The organism is Arthrobacter sp. KNU-44 (genome assembly GCF_051843155.1).
Lineage (GTDB): Bacteria > Actinomycetota > Actinomycetes > Actinomycetales > Micrococcaceae > Arthrobacter.
The window spans coordinates 3549950-3567665 of record NZ_JBPXNG010000002.1; the positions used below are offsets into that span (position 1 = coordinate 3549950).

The following is a 17716-nucleotide window of genomic DNA, read 5'->3' on the forward strand; positions in this document are numbered from 1 at the left end:
TCAAGGAGCGGCTAAGCTTTCGGTTCGCCCGGCTCCGTGTTGTCAGGGGAGTCTCCGTCTTCAGGCTTCGGAGCCTCCGGGCTCCCCTCTGTGTTCTCCTCATCCTTCGGAGCGTCGTAGCCACCTTCAAGGAGCTTCTGCAGGGCATCGTCCACTTCGGTGTCGCTGGCTTCGGCCAGGCGGCGCCGTTCGGTGAAGCCCGCCGGGTCGTCGAGGTCATGCGCCGTGGGGAGCAAATCGGGGTGCTGCCAGATGGCATCGCGCCCGGCGATTCCCCGCTCGTCCTTCAGGGCAGCCCACAGCGTGGCGGCTTCGCGCAGGCGTCGCGGACGCAGCTCGAGTCCCACCAGCGACGAGAACGCGTGTTCAGCGGGTCCTCCCGTGGCGCGGCGCCTCCGCACCGTCTCACGGAGTGCGACGGCGGATGGCAGCACGTTCTCGGTGGCCGCAGCCGTGAGTTCGTCCACCCAGCCCTCAACCAGCGCCAGTGCGGTTTCGAGTTTCTCCAATGCAGCCGATTGTTCAGGAGTGCGCTCAGGCGTGAACACCCCTTGGGAGAGGGCTTCTTGAATGCCCTCGGGGTTGCCGGGATCCAGGTCCCGGGCGAGGTCCTCGACGCGGGACAGGTCGATGTGGATGCCTCGGGCATAAGCTTCGATCGCGCCGAGGAGATGGCCGCGCAGCCATGGAACCTGCACGAAGAGGCGGGAATGCGCGGCTTCGCGGACGGCGAGGAACAACCGGACGTCATTCTCAGGGACGCTCAGGCCTTCGCCGAATTTCGCCACATTGGCCGGGAGCAATGCCATCTCGAGATCAGCTAGTGGAACGCCGATGTCGGTGGAGCTGACCACCTCGGCTGACAGGGCGCCGATCGCCTGGCCCAGCTGCATACCGAAGATGGCTCCGCCCATGTTCTGCAACATGGACGAGGTGCCACCCATCATGGCCTTCATTTCTTCCGGCATTTGCTGGGTCAGGGCGTCCGACAGGGCGTTGGCGATGCTGTTGGCCACCGGCTCCGTGAGCCGTTTCCACGTAGCGAGGGTAGCTTCCACCCATTCAGCGCGGGACCACGCGCGGCCGATGAGGCCCGTTGCCTGAAGATCGGTGACTGGATCCAACCAGAGTTCCGCGAGCCGGAGCGCCTCGTCGACTTCGCGTGTCTGCACGGCATTCACCGACGGATCCGTGCCGGCAGCGGCAACCCGGCGTGCATTCTCGTGGGCGAGCTGCCAATTGACGGGACCATCCGAAGTGGAGCTCATCATGGCCTGCACCTGGGCGAACATTTGCTGCAGCATGTTGGGGTCGTTCGGCAGCCCTGCGGCCTTTGCCAATTCGGCGGGGTCGATATTGCCCATGCCTTGCCCGCCCATGAGGTTCTTCAGCATTTCTGCCAAGGGATCCACGGGTGAATCGTCTCCGTTGGGAGGGGTATTTGGGTTGGAGGTCATGGTGCCGCCGATCGTCGGTGTGACTGGTGATCACTTTCAAGGTACCGCGATGCCCCGGGGCTGTCTGCCTCAGGAACGCGTCGTTCGCTCTAGGCAAAGCACCTCAGGCGGGCACAGCAAAGTAGGGTGGATCGTTGGTATGTTTACTGGCCTCCACCATGAGGGGGTCGAAACGGTAGTGCCGGGCACGCGGTTCCCGGCGCGGAGAGGTCTTCCATTGACTAGTTTGCCGAGCCCCGGAGCTGCCGGGGAACCCGGACAGCCTCTCGACCCCTCCAACTCGCCGGACATCCCGACGTCGCAAGGCCATTCCCCGGAGCCGGAGCCTGCACAAACGCAGGAGCCAAGCCAGGACCCGGGGGAGGAACCGCCCAATGCACCCCAACCGGCACGGCGCCGTGACGGCCGGTACGTCGCGATGCTCGTCTCCGGCGCACTGACCATTGTGTTGGGAATCGCCGCGGCTGTCCTCCCTGTTCCATATGTCGTGGAATCTCCCGGACCGACGTTCAACACCTTGGGCACGGACCACGACAAGCCGGTCATTAGTATCTCCGGGCACGCGACCTATCCTGCCAAAGGAAATCTGGACCTGACCACCGTCTACATCAACGGCGGCCCCAACGGACCCGTCAACATTTTCGAGGCCTTCCAAGCATGGCTGGATGGTTCCAAGGCCGTATACCCCGAAGAACTTCTCTATCCCAAGGGCGTCACCAAGCAGCAATCCGAACAGGAAAGCGCGCTCGCCATGACTACCTCCCAAGAGAACGCAGTTGCCTCGGCACTCAGGGAAGAGAACATTCCGTACGGGCAGAAACTTGCAGTCGCAGGGTTGTCCGATGGCTCGGCCTCGGCAGGAAAGCTCCAAACAGGGGATGTCTTCACGTCGATCAACGGCAAGGCGGTCACGTCCCTGAACGTCGTCCAAACCGCACTGGCCGACGGCGCGGGCGCGCCCGCCGCCGTCGTCGTCGATCGGAATGGCAAGCCTGTGACGGTGAGCATCACTCCGGGCAAGGGCTCGAACGGCAAGTACATCCTGGGCGTACTGCTTCAGTACAAGTTCACCTTCCCGTTCGACGTCAAGATCTCCCTGGATCAGGTGGGCGGACCGAGCGCCGGCATGATGTTCGCGCTGGGCATCATCGACAGCATCACCCCCGGCGACCTCACGGGGGGCAAGCATGTGGCCGGCACCGGCACCATTTCGCCGGACGGCACCGTGGGACCCATTGGTGGAATCGCCCAGAAAATGCGCGGAGCCCGCAACGGCGGCGCCACGCTTTTCCTCGCGCCTGCCGCCAATTGCGACGAGGTCGTGGGGCACGTTCCGGACGGGCTGCAGGTAGTCAAAGTGGACACTCTGGCGGACGCAAAATCAGCTGTCGAGCGACTCGCCTCGGGCCAGAATGTGTCCCGCCTCCCGACATGCTCCAACAACTAGACTGATGATGGAACTTAGCTCCACTGCCACTCGTGGCACTAATGACGGCCTCCGCCATTAGCACCCGGCACCGGGGCCGACGAACACACGCACTGATGACCGTTTACTGACGACCAGCGATGAGGTATCGAGTTTGTCCCGTCCAGCCAGCACCAGCCCGCCCGGAAGACCGCAGCGGAGACGGGGTGCACTCACTCCAACTCTGATCATCGTCGCCGTCGCCGTGGTGGGATTCATTTTCTTCGCCAATGTGTGGACAGACGTCCTCTGGTATCAGCAGTTGGGCTTCTTCGAAGTGTATTTCAGGGAGAACCTGGCCCGGATCCTGATCTTCCTCGCGGGCTTCGTCCTGATGTTCGTGCCGGTCTTCTATGCAATCCGCGTCGCGTACCACGCACGGCCCGTTTACGCTCCGGACTCCGAGGTCAGGGACAATCTGAACCGGTACCAGGCCCAACTCGAACCCGTGCGACGCGTGGTCATGATCGGCATCCCCGTGCTGTTCGGCCTCTTTGCAGGCAGCGCGGCCGCGAGCCAGTGGCAATCGGTGCTTTTGTTCTTCAACCAGGTACCCTTCGGCCAGACCGATCCCCAGTTTGGCCTGGACATCAGCTTCTATCTCATGACTTTGCCGTTCCTTGGCTTTGTCACGGGTTTCCTCATGAGCGTTGTGGTGATTGCCGGAATCGCGGGAATCCTCACCCACTACCTCTATGGCAGCATCCGGCTCATGGAACGCGGCATCTTCACCAGCCGTGCCGCCCAAATCCACTTGGCCGTGACCGGGGCCGTTTTCCTGCTGCTGCTCGGTGCCAACTTCTGGCTTGACGTCTACAGCACCGTCCAGAACAACGGGGGCCACTGGGCAGGTGCCCTCTACACGGACGTCAACGCCGTGATCCCGACGAAGACCATCCTGGCCGTTGCCGCAGGTCTGGTGGCCATCCTCTTCATTGTGGCCGCCGTGATTGGCCGTTGGCGCTTGCCCGTGATCGGCACGGCCATGCTGATCATCACGTCCATCCTTGCGGGCGGTGTCTATCCCTGGGTCATTCAGCAGTTCCAAGTCCGCCCCTCGGAGCAGACGCTGGAAAACAAGTACATTGACCGCAACATTGCCATGACCCGGTCCGCCTACGGTTTGGACAAGATCAAGGTTTCTCCCTACAACGCCACCACGGACGCCAAGACCGGGGCGCTTGCCAAGGATGCGCAGACTGCCGCCAACATCCGGCTGCTGGACCCGAACCTGGTTTCCTCGGCGTTCTCCCAACTGGAGCAGTACCGTCCGTATTACCAGTTCCCCAAGGCTCTGAACGTCGACCGTTACACAGTGAACGGCAAGACCCAGGACACCGTGATCGCTGTCCGTGAGTTGAACCAGGACGGCCTGAACGCCAGCCAGCAGACCTGGGTCAACCGGCATATCGTCTACACCCACGGTTACGGCGTCGTGGCCGCCAAGGGCAATACCTTCACGGTTGATGGCAAGCCGGACTTCCTGCTGTCCGGAATTCCATCCATGGGTACCCTTGGCAGCGATGCGAGCTACCAACCCCGCATCTACTTCGGTGAAGATTCACCGGACTACTCGGTGGTCGGCGCCCCGGACGGCGCCGCGCACCGCGAGCAGGACCGTCCCGCCGGCAAGGACACTTCCACCGAAACGCAGTACACCTTTACCGGCAACGGCGGCCCCAACGTGGGCAACTGGTTCAACCGCCTCTTGTACTCGATCAAGTTCCAGTCCTCGGACCTGCTTCTGTCCGACGGCGTCAACGAGAAGTCCCAGATCCTTTACGACCGCACTCCGCGTGAGCGGGTGCAAAAGGTTGCTCCCTACCTGACGGTGGACGGAAGCGCCTATCCCGCAGTGGTAGACGGCCGGGTGAAGTGGATCGTGGACGGTTACACCACCAGCCAGTACTTCCCCTACTCCCAGCAGCAGCAACTGGGAAACGCTACGGCCGATTCGCAAACGACCTCCGGGCGCACGGCGGCCCTGCCGAACAGCGCGGTCAACTACATCAGGAACTCGGTCAAGGCCACTGTTGACGCCTATGACGGCTCGGTCACGCTGTACGCCTGGGATGACCAGGACCCCATCCTCAAGGCGTGGGAGAAGATTTTCCCGACCACGGTCAAGCCGTACTCGGAGATGTCGGGACAGCTCATGAGCCACGTCCGCTACCCGGAGGACCTGTTCAAGGTCCAGCGTGAGTTGCTTGGGCGTTACCACGTGACCAATGCGGACAACTTCTACCAGAACAACGACGCGTGGAGCGTTCCGAACGACCCTACGGTCACGGATCCCGTCCGGCAGCCTCCGTTCTACATGTCCCTGCAGATGCCCGACCAGACCAAGCCGGCCTTCCAGCTGACGTCTTCCTTCATTCCACAGGTGGTCAACGGCGCTGCCCGGAACATCCTGTACGGGTTCCTCGCAGCCGATTCCGACGCCGGTAGCCAGAAGGGGGTGAAGGCGGACACGTACGGCCAGTTGCGATTACTCCAATTGCCAACGGATACCCAGGTTCCAGGACCCGGCCAGGCCCAGAACAAGTTCAACTCCGATCCTGAAGTGTCGCGGGAACTCAACCTGCTCAGGCAGGGAGCATCCGATGTGCTCAATGGCAACCTTTTGACCTTGCCGGTGGGCGGAGGCCTGCTCTATGTCCAACCGGTCTATCTGAAGTCGACTGGTGAGACGTCTTATCCGACGCTTCAGCGCGTGCTCGTGGCCTTTGGCGACAAGGTGGGCTTTGCGCCCACGCTTGATGGTGCGTTGAAGATCCTCTTCGGGGGCGACTCGGGGGCCTCGGCGGGAGACTCGGCAAATAACGGCCAGACCCCCACTCCGCCGGGGACTACTACGCCACCGGCCTCTGCAGATGCACAGGCCCAGCTGAAGGCTGCGCTGGACCAGGCCAACAAGGCCATCCAGGATGGCCAGGCTGCGCTGGCCAAGGGCGACTTCGCGGGGTACGGTGCCCAGCAGAGCCTCCTGTCCGCGGCAATACAGAAAGCGCTCGACGCCGAGTCCCGGCTTGGTGTCACCCCGGCTCCGTCGGCAAGTGCCAGCCCCTCGGCGAGCCCGTCAGCCTCGCCGTCGCCTTCGCCAAGCAAATAGCTGACTCTGGCTGGCCGATTCCGGCTTAGCTGGGGGTTTTGCACGACCGGGCCAGCCCTGACCAGGGCTGGCCCGGTCTTCCTTTTGATCTGGCGGCCCGAATGGGTGGCCGCGGGGCAGGGGAGACGGAGGTCACGTCGTTTCGATTTGGCCTGACATTCACCTGCAGGTAAAGTAGTTCTTGCGACGCGGGGTGGAGCAGTTCGGTAGCTCGCTGGGCTCATAACCCAGAGGTCACAGGTTCAAATCCTGTCCCCGCAACCAAATAAACGAAAGAGTCCGCCCGTCAGGGCGGACTCTTTCGTTTAACCCCCTATTTTGCGGCCTTGTCGGGGTTATAGGACAAAACGTGTGTAAATCCCGGGCGCGTCATGTCCGGCCCGGGGTCGTCTTCGCTCGGATGTCGGATTCGAACGGACAAATTGCGGGCCCGCGGAATCCCGGGACCGGCAACTTAGGCGAAGAGAATGATCCAGCAGAATCCGACGGTGCCTTCGTTTAACGGCTCATCGCATTTGAGGGTGTAGCCGGGGTCTGAATCCGCCGGTCTCGAGGAGTGATCGGGCGATGTAGTTGGCAAGGTTCCGGAAGCCGAGGGCGGAGCCGCGGAGGTGTTCGAGCCTGCCATTGAGTGCTTCCGTGGGGCCGTTGCTGGTGCCGGGCCGGTCGAAGTACGCGAGCACGTCCCCTGCGCGGCGTTTCAGCGTCCGGCCCAGCGTAATGACCTCGGTCAGCGCAGCGGGAACGCCGGCACTGATCGCGCCGATCAGTGCTTGCATGAGCTCTTTGCCTCGGGTGCCGTCAGGTTCGCGGTACGCGGCGATGACGCGCTGGTAGATGCCCCAGGTCGCTTCGACTTCGGCATGGTTGTCCGCGGCGAACAGGGCCTCCAACCTGTCCTTCTGCTTCTCGGTGAGCAGATCGTGCCCGGTGTGCAGGGTCCGGGCGGGCGGCGTAGAGCGGATCCCCGGACCGTCCACGGTGACCAATGGTCTGCTGCTGGACACGCTGGCGGCACCTGTCCAGGGCATCGCCGGCAAGCCGGACGACATGAAACGGGTCCATGACCTCGACCGCGTCCGGGAGCTCCTCGGCGGCTGCGGTCTTGAACCCGGTGAACCCGTCCATCGCAACGACCTCGATCCCGTCCCGCCACGCTTTCGGCCGCTCGGCAAGCCAGGCCTTGAAGACCTGTTTCGAGCGGCCCTCGACCATGTCCAGCAACCGTGCCGGCCCGGTCCTGTCACGGACCGGGGTGAGGTCGATAATCACGGTGACGTACTTGTCCCCGCGCCGGGTGTGCCGCCAGACATGCTCATCGACGCCGATCACGGCCACCCCGTTGAACCGGGCCGGGTCCTCGATCAACACCCGCTTGCCCTCGGCAAGGATCGCGCTGTTCGCCGTATGCCAGGACACGCCCAGGCCTTCCGCGACGCGGGCGACGGTGAGGTGCTGGCACACGATGCCCTCCAGCACCCAGCGCAGCCCGCGACGGGAGATCTTCGCCCTCGGCTGCGCGGCTTTGGAGATGTCCTGCCGCCACACCCGACCGCACCCGGTGCACTTGTAGCGGCGGACCCGCACCAGCAGCGTCGTCGGCCGCCATCCCAATGGTTCGTGCGCGAGCGGCCGTGTGACCGTGCCGCGGGCGATGCCCTGGCCCCCACACGAACGGCACCAGTCGTCCGGATCAACGGCACGGCATTCCAACACCGCCCGGCCAGGGGCGAGACGCTGCCCGGCAGCTTCGAGCCCAAGCTCATCGAGCCGGCAGAACGTAGTCAGGTCAGGAGGCAGGAAGGTAGCGTGGGACACGTCGAGGTCTTCCGGATGGGCAGTGTAGGAACTTCCATCATCGGAAGACCTCGACCTCTATCCGGCCACCGACGCGCCCACCCCTGCTACACCCTCAAATGCGATGAGCCGCTTTACGGCACGCGTCCTCGCGGATTAGCCGATGAGGTGGGTGTCGTGCGCCTAGGCAAGTTTGGCGACGTTTGCCGGAGCGATTCCGGCATCGTGTGCCATTGTAGTTACTGCCTGATTCGCTTCAAGCAGCCCCGTGAAGAGGTCGCCAGTGCTGGCATCCCCGCGCGATGGCTACACGCAGCGCTCGAACCAGAACTGCCTTGAGCCTTGGGACCAGGCCGGATCTGGCCTATCAATGGGGCAACAGCAGTCGAGCCTGCTGGCGGATCGCGAAATCACCCATCCTCCACAGGGCCCGCCCAACTGAGTACTGGGAAGGTCAAGGCCTCATCCACTTACGCCCTGCAGGGGATCGCTTTCAAACGGCCTAGCGAACCTCCGTATGCGAGGCCCGCACGTACGGTGGTGTGAGAGGTGGGTCAGGAAACCCGACCCACCTACTCGATTTTGCCACCGATTTGCGGGTGGGGGAGCGGGCAAGGGTTAGACGTGTGCCCGGTGCGGCCGTGTTCGCTCCGCCCTGACCTTCTTTGAGCCGTCTCGACACCCAAAATAACGCGACTCGCCGTGTCGCAAGCGCTTTCCCAAATCAAAGAAGTTCAGGACGGCGCCGGGTCCCGGCGAGAACAGGCCCGCCTCTGAGGTGCTGTTGCGCCGGCCCGAAGGCTCCCTTTGGATCCTGAGTTCCCCATCGTGCCGCAGCGCACACCTGAATGGTCAGGGGCGCCCCTGAATGTGCGGTAGAGTTGATTCTGCGACGCGGGGTGGAGCAGTTCGGTAGCTCGCTGGGCTCATAACCCAGAGGTCACAGGTTCAAATCCTGTCCCCGCAACCAAATAAACGAAAGAGTCCGCCCGTCTGGGCGGACTCTTTCGTTTAACCCCCTATAACCCCCCCTTGTCGAGGGTTATGGGCGACCTGTCGACGCGCAAATTACCCGGGGATGCGCTAGATCCCTATCGACACCTGACTACGGGTGTCGACGTGGATTTGGCGTGTCGCCCAGCTTTTGCTGTAGCGCTCGGCCCTGGGCTTGGTCATGTCCGTCCCGGGATCGCCTCCGCTGGGATGTCGGATTCTGCTCAATCATTCGAATAGACAAATTCCGGGCCCGCGGAATCACGAGACCGGCAACGTTGGCAAAGAGAATGATCCAGCAGAATCCGACGGTGGCTTCGTTTGATCCGCTATTTGCAGCCTTGTCGATCGTGAAGTAGGCGCAGTGGAGACATCCGCTCCCACTGCCCCAATGACGTCCTGGACGCGGTCTTGGTCGGCTATGCGGGCCGATCCGGCTGAATCGTTTTTCCACACGTAGAAGCGCCGAGATCCACACTGAGATTGCCCAAAAACACACTGATTTTTGGCAAATCTGTACGGATTTTGACCACTTCGACCCCTGAGAGGCGAAATATCGGGCTAGTTTCTTGGGCGGGGGGACAAAGCTTCATCACTGGATTTCCCCCGCAGCGCGCGTTGGCCGGCTCGAGGAGGGACCCCAATGAAAAAGACGTCGAGAATAGTTGGCGCTGCCCTGGACGGCGTGGTCGGTGGATTGGCTCTGGCGTTCATTCTGTGCGTGGCAACGAGCGTGATCGCCATTTCGACAGACTCCCCGGCGACCCTGCCGGGTCTTTTCACCGCGACCGCCGGAACCGAAAACGGGGCACTGGTCTTGGAATTCAAGCCCAACTTCGCCGGAATCGTCGTGGTCATAGCGATGTCGGTACTTGTCAGCGTGGTGATGGCCGTGCGGCGCAGCAACGCTGAAGCTCCCGATCCTCGTTGACAGTCCAGCTCCTGGAGGAAGACACTGGGCCGAACGGCCCGTTCATCCCGACGGAACGGGCCGCCCTGAGGAGGTCCTAGATGATCAGTGCAACGATGGTCGTGGCGACAATTCCGGTCACGGATCTGGAGCGCGCGAAGGAATTCTACGGCGGCATCCTGGGGTTGACCTTCCTCTGGGAAACTCCGGTCGGCGTCCGGTACCGTTGCGGATCCGTCAGCGAGATCTCAGTCTTCAAGCGTCCGCCTACCGCTACAGAGCACACCCTTGCCCACTTCGAAGTGGACGACATCGAGGCTGTCGTCGGCGACTTGGCCGCCAAGGGCGTGGAGTTCCTCGACTACACAGAGGGTCCCCTTGCCACAACAGGGCACATTGCCCAGCTCGGCCCCGCCCGTGGCGCATGGTTCCGTGATCCCGACGGGAACACCCTCGGCCTTCGCCAGGGCTAGATCGATCGCTTCGAAAGAAGGCCTGCAAGCTGCCGCCGGACCGAATCCCCATGCCCGGCGCGAAAAATCCAGGCAGAATCGATAGGAGTTCCAATCATTCCTTCCTTCGCTCCATGGTAAATACTAGGAGTTCCTAGTATTCTCGATTCCAAGCGTCAGCCATTTGCATCGAGGGAGCTGTTGAATGAAGATCGTCGTGCTCGTCAAACAAGTGCCGGATACGGCCGAGGAACGGAAGCTCGACCTGGCAACGGGCCAGCTCGACCGGGAGGCTGCCGACTCCGTGGTCGATGAAATCAACGAGCGCGCCCTCGAAGCCGCGTTGCGCATCAAGGATGCCAACAAAGGCACCGAAGTAGTGGCAATGACCATGGGTCCTGATGACGCCACCCAGTCCTTGCGCAAGGCCCTCTCTATGGGCGCCGATTCAGGGGTTCACATTGTGGATGATTCCCTGGCGGGCGCCGACACCGGGCGAACGGCCGCAACGCTCGCGGCTGCACTGAGGTCTACCGGGTTCGACGTGGTGATGGCCGGCAACGAATCGACGGATGGCCGCGCCGGCGTCGTGCCCGCCATGGTTGCCGAACATCTCCAGTTGCCACTGTTGGGTTCATTGATCTCCGCGGAAATCGCCGACGACGGCGTGAGCGGCGTTCGCCAGGGCGAGGACGGAACCCTCAATGTCCGTGCCGGACTGCCCGCCATCATCACTGTGACCGAGCGTTTCCCGGAGGCCCGGTTTCCCAACTTCAAGGGCATCTTGACGGCGAAGCGCAAACCCGTCACCACGTTGTCCGCCGCCGAGCTTGGCGTCCCGACGGGCGCCAGCCGCACCGTAGTGGTCTCCACCGTTGAGCGGCCGCCGCGTGCGGCCGGACGAAAACTCATCGATGACGGGACCGCGGCCGACGAGCTCGCCGAGTTCCTCGTTGCGAACCGCCTGGTCTGAGGAGGAAAAGAAATGTCGAACGTCTTGGTGCTCATTGAAATTTCCCACCGCGGCGGGATTGCCGCATCCGCCCGCGGGCTGCTGGCTGCCGCAGCCACGCTGGGCTCGCCAGTCGCCGTCGTCGTGTCCTCGGCACCGCTGGCGGACGACGACGTTGCGCGCCTGGGTGGACTCGGCGCGGCCAGGATCTACTCGGCTGTTACAGCTGCCGCCGGCACTGTTCTGGTGGCACCCGCCGTGGATGCCCTGAGCGGGGCCGTCGATGCCTACGGACCGGCTGCCGTCCTCACCGCGAATTCGGTGGACGGCCGCGAAGCTGCCGCCCGGCTTGCGGTGCGGGTCGGCGGGAGCGTGCTCGCCGACGTCGTGCAGGTGCGCAGCGACAACGGAACCGTTGTTGCACAGCATTCGGTGTTTGGCGGGGCCTACACCGTCGAGTCCGTGGTGGAAGGCGGGCTGCCCATCCTCACCATCCGGCAGGGGGCGATCGAAGGCCAGGCTCCGGCAGCCACGGCAGACCTGCAGACGGTGTCCCTCGATGCCGGAACAGAAGGCGCCGCCATCATTGACCGGTTCAACGACGATGCCGCCGTCTCGGCCCGGCCCGAGCTTCGGACTGCGTCGACGGTGGTTTCCGGGGGACGGGGTTTGGGCTCGTCCGAGAACTTCGTGCTGGTGGAACAACTCGCCGACACCTTGGGCGCGGCGATCGGTGCGTCACGCGCAGCCGTCGACGCCGGGTACATCGCCCAGACGGCCCAGGTGGGCCAAACCGGTGTGAGCGTGTCCCCGCAGCTGTACATCGCATTGGGAATCTCCGGAGCCATCCAGCACCGCGCAGGCATGCAGACCGCCAAGACCATTGTGGCCATCAACAAAGACGAGGACGCGCCCATTTTCGAGGTGGCCGACTTCGGAATCGTGGGCGATATTTTCACGGTCGTTCCGAAACTCATCGAGGCCGTCAAGGCCCGTTCAAACTGACGGCGTAACAGGCGTTGGCCGCTTCGGTCCAAAGCCTGTTAGCTTGATGCGTCCCTGATTGCAAAGTTCTTCCGAGAGGTGCCTGAGAAGATGTCCACCCCCGCCAAAAAGTCGACAGCAGCCAAAAGCAAATGGTCCCAACCCCTCTGGGTGGTTCCAGGCGTGCTGCTCGTACTTTTGCTCATCGTCTTGTTTGCCAAATGGTTGACGGGCCTGTCGGGTGTGCAGTCGTTCTTGCACGAGTTCCCAGGCGCGTCCAGCCTCCCGGCGAACGCTCCTGTGGGTTTCCCCGCATGGCTCGGATGGCAGCACTTCCTGAACGTCTTCTTCATGGTGCTCATCGTTCGATCCGGTTGGCAGGTCCGCACAGCCAAGAGGCCTCCGGCCCAATGGACCCGAAACAACAAAGGATTCATCCGGACCAGGAACGCGCCAACCAAGATCAGCCTGGACCTGTGGTTCCACCTGACCCTGGATGCCCTATGGGTGTTGAACGGCATCGTCTTCATCATCGTGATCTTTGCCACCGGGCAATGGATGCGGATCATCCCCACCAGCTGGGATGTATTCCCGAACGCCCTCTCCGCCGCCCTACAGTACGCATCGTTGAACTGGCCCACTGAGGACGGCTGGGTGAACTACAACGCCCTTCAATTGCTGACCTACTTCGTCACGGTATTCATCGCCGCCCCGCTTGCCATCATCACCGGCCTACGGACGTCCTCTGCATGGCCGAAGAAGGCCGGCACGGTGAACAAGATCTATCCCATCGAACTGGCCCGGGCGGTGCATTTCCCGGTGATGGTGTACTTCGTGCTCTTCACCATCGTGCATGTCACCCTGGTCCTTGCCACCGGGGCGCTGCGCAACCTGAACCACATGTATGGCGGCAGCGACGATATCAACTGGGTTGGTTTCGGCATTTTCGCCGTATCCCTCCTGGTGATTGTGGGCGCGTGGTTCCTCGCGAGGCCGCTGTTCCTTCGCCCTGTCGCTTCGCTGATGGGCAAAGTCAGCAAGTAAACGCACCGAATAGCCAGAAATACCGGACAACCCGGAGAACTGGGAAGAACTGCAAAGGAGTGCCAATGTTTGAGCTCACAGAGGACCAGCAAGCGGTGGTGGAGATGGTGCGCGACTTCGCCACAACGGCCATTGCGCCGCACGCCGCGGAATGGGACGAGACCAAGCATTTCCCTGTGGATGTCCTGCGCGAAGCGGGCACCCTCGGCATGGGAGGCATCTATGTCCGGGAAGAGTTCGGCGGCTCGGGGCTTTCCCGCACGGATGCTGCGCTGATCTTTGAGGAGCTTTCCAAGGCGGACCCCACCATCGCGGCCTATATCTCGATCCACAACATGGTGGTGTGGATGATCGATGCTTTCGGCAACGATGAGCAGCGGGCCCAATGGGTGCCGCAGCTTGCGTCCATGGAAGCACTGGGCAGCTATTGCCTCACGGAGCCTGGAGCAGGCTCGGACGCCGCTGCCCTGAGCACCAAAGCAGTGCTCGACGGCGACAGTTACGTTCTTAACGGCACCAAACAGTTCATTTCGGGCGCAGGAGTTTCCAGCGTCTATGTGGTCATGGCACGGACTGCCGACACGGGGAGCCAGGGCATCACCGCGATCGTTGTGCCCTCGGACGCGCCGGGCCTGTCCTTCGGCCCGAATGAAAAGAAAATGGGATGGAATGCCCAGCCCACCCGTCAGGTCATCTTCGAGGACGTGCGGGTTCCGGTAGCGAACCGGCTTGGCGAGGAAGGCAGCGGATTCGGCATCGCGATGAAGGGCCTCAACGGAGGCCGGGTCAATATGGGCGCTTGTTCCCTGGGAGGCGGCCAGGCGGCCCTGGAGAAGTCCATCGCCTACCTCAAGTCACGCTCGGCTTTCGGTGGCCCGCTCATCAACCAGCAGTCCCTGCTGTTTGACATCGCCGACATGGATACTGAACTCGAAACCGCCAGGACCTTGATCCTCCGTGCCGCAGACGCCTTGGACCGCGGCGCCCCGGACACCGTGAGGTTGTGCGCAATGGCGAAGCGCGTCGCCACGGACGCCGGGTTCAATGTCGCAAACAAGGCCATCCAACTGCACGGCGGTTACGGATACCTGTCGGAATACGGCCTCGAGAAGATTGCCAGGGACCTGCGCGTCCACCAGATCCTGGAAGGCAGCAACGAAATCATGAGACTCATCGTTGGACGGCTCGCTGTAGGGGCATAAGCACGCAGCAAGCACGAAGGGCCGGACCCCGCGAGGTCCGGCGCTTCGTTTGGTGGGACTAGAGCTTGTCGAAGTCGGCTTCGTCCACTGTGTCATCTGCCGGAGCGGTGGCGCCGGCTCCGATCGCAGCCTTCGAACCGCCCGACTTCAACGCCGCCAGGCGGGCCTCGATTTCCGTCTGCTCTCCGAGGTCCTCAAGCTGGTTGAACTGTGCGTCCAGGCTGGAGGCCGCAAGTTCCTGCTGGCCCAGGACTTTGGCCTCTTCGCGGCGGATCTTCTCTTCGAAGCGGCCCACCTCGCTGGTGGGGTCCATGATGTCGATGCTCTTGAGGGCGTCGTGTACCTGGGTCTGGGCAGCAACCGTCTTGGAGCGGGCAATCAGTTCATTGCGCTTGCTGGTGAGCTCGTTGAGCTTGCCCTTCATCTGGTCGAGACCGCTCTTGAGCTTGTCCACGACCTCCGACTGGGACGAGATGTTGGGCTCGGCGGCCTTGGCCTCGTTCTCGGCCGACATCTGGCGCTGGATGGCCACCTTGGCAAGGTTGTCGAACTTCACGGCGTCGGCGGCGTTGCCGGCCGCGCGGTACTCGTCCGCCTTACGCGAGGCTGCGAGGGCCTTGTTGCCCCAGTCCTGGGCGTTCTTGATGTCCTCGTTGTAGTCGGCCTGCAGCATGCGGAGGTTGCCGATGGTCTGCGCCACCGCGGACTCGGCCTCGGCGATGTTGTTCGAGTAGTCGCGGACCATCTGGTCCAGCATCTTCTGCGGGTCCTCAGCCTGGTCAAGCAAGGCATTGATATTCGCCTTGGCGAGCTGTGCGATCCGCCCGAAAATGGACTGCTTAACCATGGTGTTGCCTTTCGTCCTGCTCAGTGGTGCCCACTGAATCCAGTGATCAGTTTTTGTACCGCTCTACGTGGGGGACCGGCCCCCCACCTAGTCTTTGGGAGCTAGAAGCTGCCGGAGTCGCCGCCGCCGAAGTCGCCTCCGCCGCCGCCGAAGTCGCCTCCACCTCCGCCGTCGCCGCCGAAGAAGCCTCCGCCCCCACCGCCGTCGCCGCCGAAGAAGCCTCCGCCTCCGCCGTCGTTGTTTCCACCGCCCCAGCCGCCTCCGCCGCCGTGGAGGATGGAGTTGATGAGGATGCCGCCGAGGATCGCTCCGCCGAGGCCACCACCGTTGCCGCCTCCGCCGAACATGCCGCCGCGGCCGTAGCCTTGGTTGGCGAAGCCGCCGAACTGATCGACGTCGGACTGGGCCAGTTGCGCGGCTTGTGCAGCGAGCGACTGGGCCTGCTGGGCGTACGTCAGTGCGGTGACCGGGTCGTTGTGGGAAATGGACAGGGCGTAGTCGAGATTCCGTTGGGCTTCGGCCAGGCGGGTACGGGCCTCGGTGCCCACGCCGCCGCGTCGCGCCGCGATGTAGTCCGAGGTGGCGCTGATCTGGGACTGGGCAGCCATGATGGTCTGCTGGAGCGCGGCCTGTGCACGCCTTGCCTGTTCCTGCTGGTCGCGGATGCCTGAGAGGGACTGGTCCAAGGCCTGATGGGCCTTCTCCACGCGGTCCAGAGTGGCGATGGGGTCGATTTTTCCGCCCTGGATTTCGATTTTGACCTGCGCCAGTGCGGCTTCGACACCGGCAACCGGGCCAGCCAGTTCAGGGTGTTCGCCGGACTGGATCATCGCTTTGGCCTGTGCCAGGTCCTGGCTGGTCTCCACGACGGCGCCCTCCAGCGAGTTCCGGGCTTCGTCGAGGCTGCCCGCTACCTTGGAGATCGCGTCGATCAGCACGTTGGTTTGGTGCAGGCCCTCTTCCGCAGCGCGGACTGCTACTGCGGCAAGGCTGCTCTCACCGGCGGCGAGCTTTTCCTGCGCCGTTGTTGTCGCGTTGTGGACGAAGGCGAGCCGGTCCTTGGCCTGGGTGATGTTGTCGCTCACGTGGCCAAGTGCGCTGTCTGCGTACTTCTCGCGCAGTCCGTTGAGCGATTCCTCCGCGCTGCTGATTTTTGCCTCGGCTTCGTTGGCGCCTGCGGCAACAGTGGCCAAAGCCTGCGGCGCGTTCTTCTCGAGTTCGCGCAGGGAGTCGAAATCGGCCTTCTGTTCGCGCAACGACTCGAGGGCAGCCTCCGAGCGTCGGATGATTTCGCCGAGCCAACTGCGCTGCTGCTCTTCGGTGTCCGGGATGTGGTCATCGAGCTGTTGCTGCAGCTTGAAGGATTCGGTCATGTGGTTCTTGGCTTCCAGCAATGCCTTGGTGAAGTTCCCGACGGCGGCATCGCCATATTGCGCCTGGGCGAAGCCGAGTTCCTGTTCGCTGGATTTGATGGTGTCATCCGCTTCGATGAGCAGGGAGCCGGCTTTTCGCCGCAAGTCCGGGATGCTCAAGGAGGCCAGGGGATCGAGCTGTTCTCCTTGCGGGCCGTAGCTCGTTCCGGATGCCTGGCCCTTCTTGCGGCGGTTACGGAAGTACAAGTACGTGCCCACACCGCCCGCCGCAACAACACCCGCGCCGATCAATACGGCTGCACCCGAGTTGCCGCTCGGAACCGTGCCGCTGCCCCCACCGGCGGCGTCGCCGACGGCGGCTGCGGTGTCGATGGCTGCCTGGGCAAAGTCCCGCTTGCCTGCGCCCAGGTTGGCCGCGATGGCATTGGACGAAATGGTTGACCTCTTGGAATAGATCGCACTTGCAGAGTTGGGTGCGAAATAGTACTGACCGGCCGTGGAGATGGCCAGAATGACGTCAGACTTGCCCATACCCTTCTTGGTGGCCACTGCCGCGGCCCAGTCTGCGGGCGATGAGGGGTTGTCGAAGGAATTCACAGTGACCACGTACAAGTTGTATTTGTGGTCCTTCAGGAGCTTCTGGATGGCGTCCTGGACCTCGCCCTTGCGGTTGCCCAGAACATTCGCGTTGTCCACGATGTTCTGGCCGGAGGGGATTGTCACTGGACCCTCTGCCCAGGCTGCGGTTGCCGGGAGGACCAGCATTCCAGCCAGGCCGATGATGGCGAGTACACGTTTCAACATTGACCGCATGTGCAACCCTTCAGCACGTCTGCGATTGGTCCGGGCCGGAGCAATCGAAACAGAATGCGTCAGCGCCCCCACGCATGGTTGTCAAGCGGCAGGTCGCTGTGGCAATTCCACTTGATACTATGGTGCACCTTTTGGAGCGTCCACAGCGGCAAATATGCCGCCAGCGAAACGGGGAGAGATCCTTCCTTCTCCAACGTTGAGGGGCTAGTCGGCGCCATTCGAGTGCACAGGGCCATTCCGATGACGGCGTTCAGCAAGCTCCCAGCGAACGTCGACTCTTGATCCAGCAAGAGCGACGATAGTTAAGGGGACGAG

The 17716-nt window shown here is 62.9% G+C and carries 11 protein-coding genes, 2 tRNA genes and 1 pseudogene; 10 read left to right on the top strand and 4 right to left on the bottom strand.

Features of this window, described 5'->3' with window-relative positions:
• Positions 1–11: 11 nt before the first annotated feature.
• The gene (locus ACSVHC_RS17680; RefSeq protein WP_437770873.1) at positions 12–1457 is read right to left on the bottom strand and encodes a zinc-dependent metalloprotease; all 1446 of its coding nucleotides are present in this window, start codon (positions 1455–1457) and stop codon (positions 12–14) included.
• A gap of 418 nt (positions 1458–1875) precedes the next feature.
• Here ACSVHC_RS17680 and ACSVHC_RS17685 point away from each other — a divergent pair, with 418 nt between their 5' ends.
• The 3 genes from ACSVHC_RS17685 (at position 1876) to ACSVHC_RS17695 (ending at position 6298) form a co-directional block, all read left to right on the top strand.
• On the top strand, positions 1876–2904 hold the full coding sequence (locus ACSVHC_RS17685) for a YlbL family protein (RefSeq protein ID WP_437774068.1): 1029 nt from the start codon (positions 1876–1878) through the stop codon (positions 2902–2904).
• 133 nt (positions 2905–3037) lie between these two features.
• On the top strand, positions 3038–6034 hold the full coding sequence (locus ACSVHC_RS17690) for a UPF0182 family membrane protein (protein WP_437770872.1): 2997 nt from the start codon (positions 3038–3040) through the stop codon (positions 6032–6034).
• Between the two features lie 187 nt (positions 6035–6221).
• Positions 6222–6298, top strand: a tRNA-Met gene (locus ACSVHC_RS17695).
• A 242-nt stretch (positions 6299–6540) separates the two neighbouring features.
• On the opposite strand, the pseudogene ACSVHC_RS17700 reads toward ACSVHC_RS17695, so the two are convergent.
• Positions 6541–7852 (bottom strand): annotated as a pseudogene (locus ACSVHC_RS17700) (ISL3 family transposase).
• A gap of 872 nt (positions 7853–8724) precedes the next feature.
• Between ACSVHC_RS17700 and ACSVHC_RS17705 the strand changes: the two are divergent.
• From ACSVHC_RS17705 to ACSVHC_RS17735, 7 genes are all read left to right on the top strand, one after another.
• Positions 8725–8801 (top strand) — tRNA-Met (locus ACSVHC_RS17705).
• Between the two features lie 666 nt (positions 8802–9467).
• Positions 9468–9755 (top strand): hypothetical protein, encoded by a 288-nt coding sequence (locus ACSVHC_RS17710; protein WP_437770870.1) that lies wholly within the window; start codon positions 9468–9470, stop codon positions 9753–9755.
• A gap of 80 nt (positions 9756–9835) precedes the next feature.
• Entirely contained in the window at positions 9836–10207 is a 372-nt protein-coding gene (locus ACSVHC_RS17715) for a VOC family protein (RefSeq protein WP_437770869.1), read from the top strand.
• A gap of 184 nt (positions 10208–10391) precedes the next feature.
• Positions 10392–11159, top strand: a complete 768-nt coding sequence (locus tag ACSVHC_RS17720) for an electron transfer flavoprotein subunit beta/FixA family protein (protein WP_437770868.1) — start codon at positions 10392–10394, stop codon at positions 11157–11159.
• Between the two features lie 12 nt (positions 11160–11171).
• A complete protein-coding gene (locus ACSVHC_RS17725) occupies positions 11172–12143 on the top strand; it encodes an electron transfer flavoprotein subunit alpha/FixB family protein (protein ID WP_437770867.1) in 972 nt (323 codons plus the stop codon).
• Positions 12144–12233: 90 nt separating this feature from the next.
• Positions 12234–13166, top strand: a complete 933-nt coding sequence (locus ACSVHC_RS17730; RefSeq protein ID WP_437774067.1) for a cytochrome b/b6 domain-containing protein — start codon at positions 12234–12236, stop codon at positions 13164–13166.
• Between the two features lie 65 nt (positions 13167–13231).
• Positions 13232–14368, top strand: a complete 1137-nt coding sequence (locus ACSVHC_RS17735; RefSeq protein WP_437770866.1) for an acyl-CoA dehydrogenase family protein — start codon at positions 13232–13234, stop codon at positions 14366–14368.
• A 58-nt stretch (positions 14369–14426) separates the two neighbouring features.
• On the opposite strand, the gene ACSVHC_RS17740 is transcribed toward ACSVHC_RS17735, so the two are convergent.
• Positions 14427–15215 carry a PspA/IM30 family protein gene (locus tag ACSVHC_RS17740; protein ID WP_437770865.1) on the bottom strand — a complete coding sequence of 263 codons (789 nt, stop codon included), beginning with the start codon at positions 15213–15215 and terminating at the stop codon, positions 14427–14429.
• A gap of 101 nt (positions 15216–15316) precedes the next feature.
• On the bottom strand, positions 15317–17401 hold the full coding sequence (locus ACSVHC_RS17745) for a TPM domain-containing protein (protein WP_437770864.1): 2085 nt from the start codon (positions 17399–17401) through the stop codon (positions 15317–15319).
• Positions 17402–17716: the final 315 nt, after the last annotated feature.

Excerpts from the sequence above, each read along its gene's own strand:
- ACSVHC_RS17680 (WP_437770873.1), bottom strand. The coding sequence starts at position 1,457 with ATGACCTCCAACCCAAATACCCCTCCCAACGGAGACGATTCACCCGTG.
- ACSVHC_RS17685 (WP_437774068.1), top strand. The coding sequence starts at position 1,876 with ATGCTCGTCTCCGGCGCACTGACCATTGTGTTGGGAATCGCCGCGGCT.
- ACSVHC_RS17710 (WP_437770870.1), top strand. The coding sequence starts at position 9,468 with ATGAAAAAGACGTCGAGAATAGTTGGCGCTGCCCTGGACGGCGTGGTC.
- ACSVHC_RS17715 (WP_437770869.1), top strand. The coding sequence starts at position 9,836 with ATGATCAGTGCAACGATGGTCGTGGCGACAATTCCGGTCACGGATCTG.
- ACSVHC_RS17720 (WP_437770868.1), top strand. The coding sequence starts at position 10,392 with ATGAAGATCGTCGTGCTCGTCAAACAAGTGCCGGATACGGCCGAGGAA.
- ACSVHC_RS17725 (WP_437770867.1), top strand. The coding sequence starts at position 11,172 with ATGTCGAACGTCTTGGTGCTCATTGAAATTTCCCACCGCGGCGGGATT.
- ACSVHC_RS17730 (WP_437774067.1), top strand. The coding sequence starts at position 12,234 with ATGTCCACCCCCGCCAAAAAGTCGACAGCAGCCAAAAGCAAATGGTCC.
- ACSVHC_RS17735 (WP_437770866.1), top strand. The coding sequence starts at position 13,232 with ATGTTTGAGCTCACAGAGGACCAGCAAGCGGTGGTGGAGATGGTGCGC.
- ACSVHC_RS17740 (WP_437770865.1), bottom strand. The coding sequence starts at position 15,215 with ATGGTTAAGCAGTCCATTTTCGGGCGGATCGCACAGCTCGCCAAGGCG.
- ACSVHC_RS17745 (WP_437770864.1), bottom strand. The coding sequence starts at position 17,401 with ATGCGGTCAATGTTGAAACGTGTACTCGCCATCATCGGCCTGGCTGGA.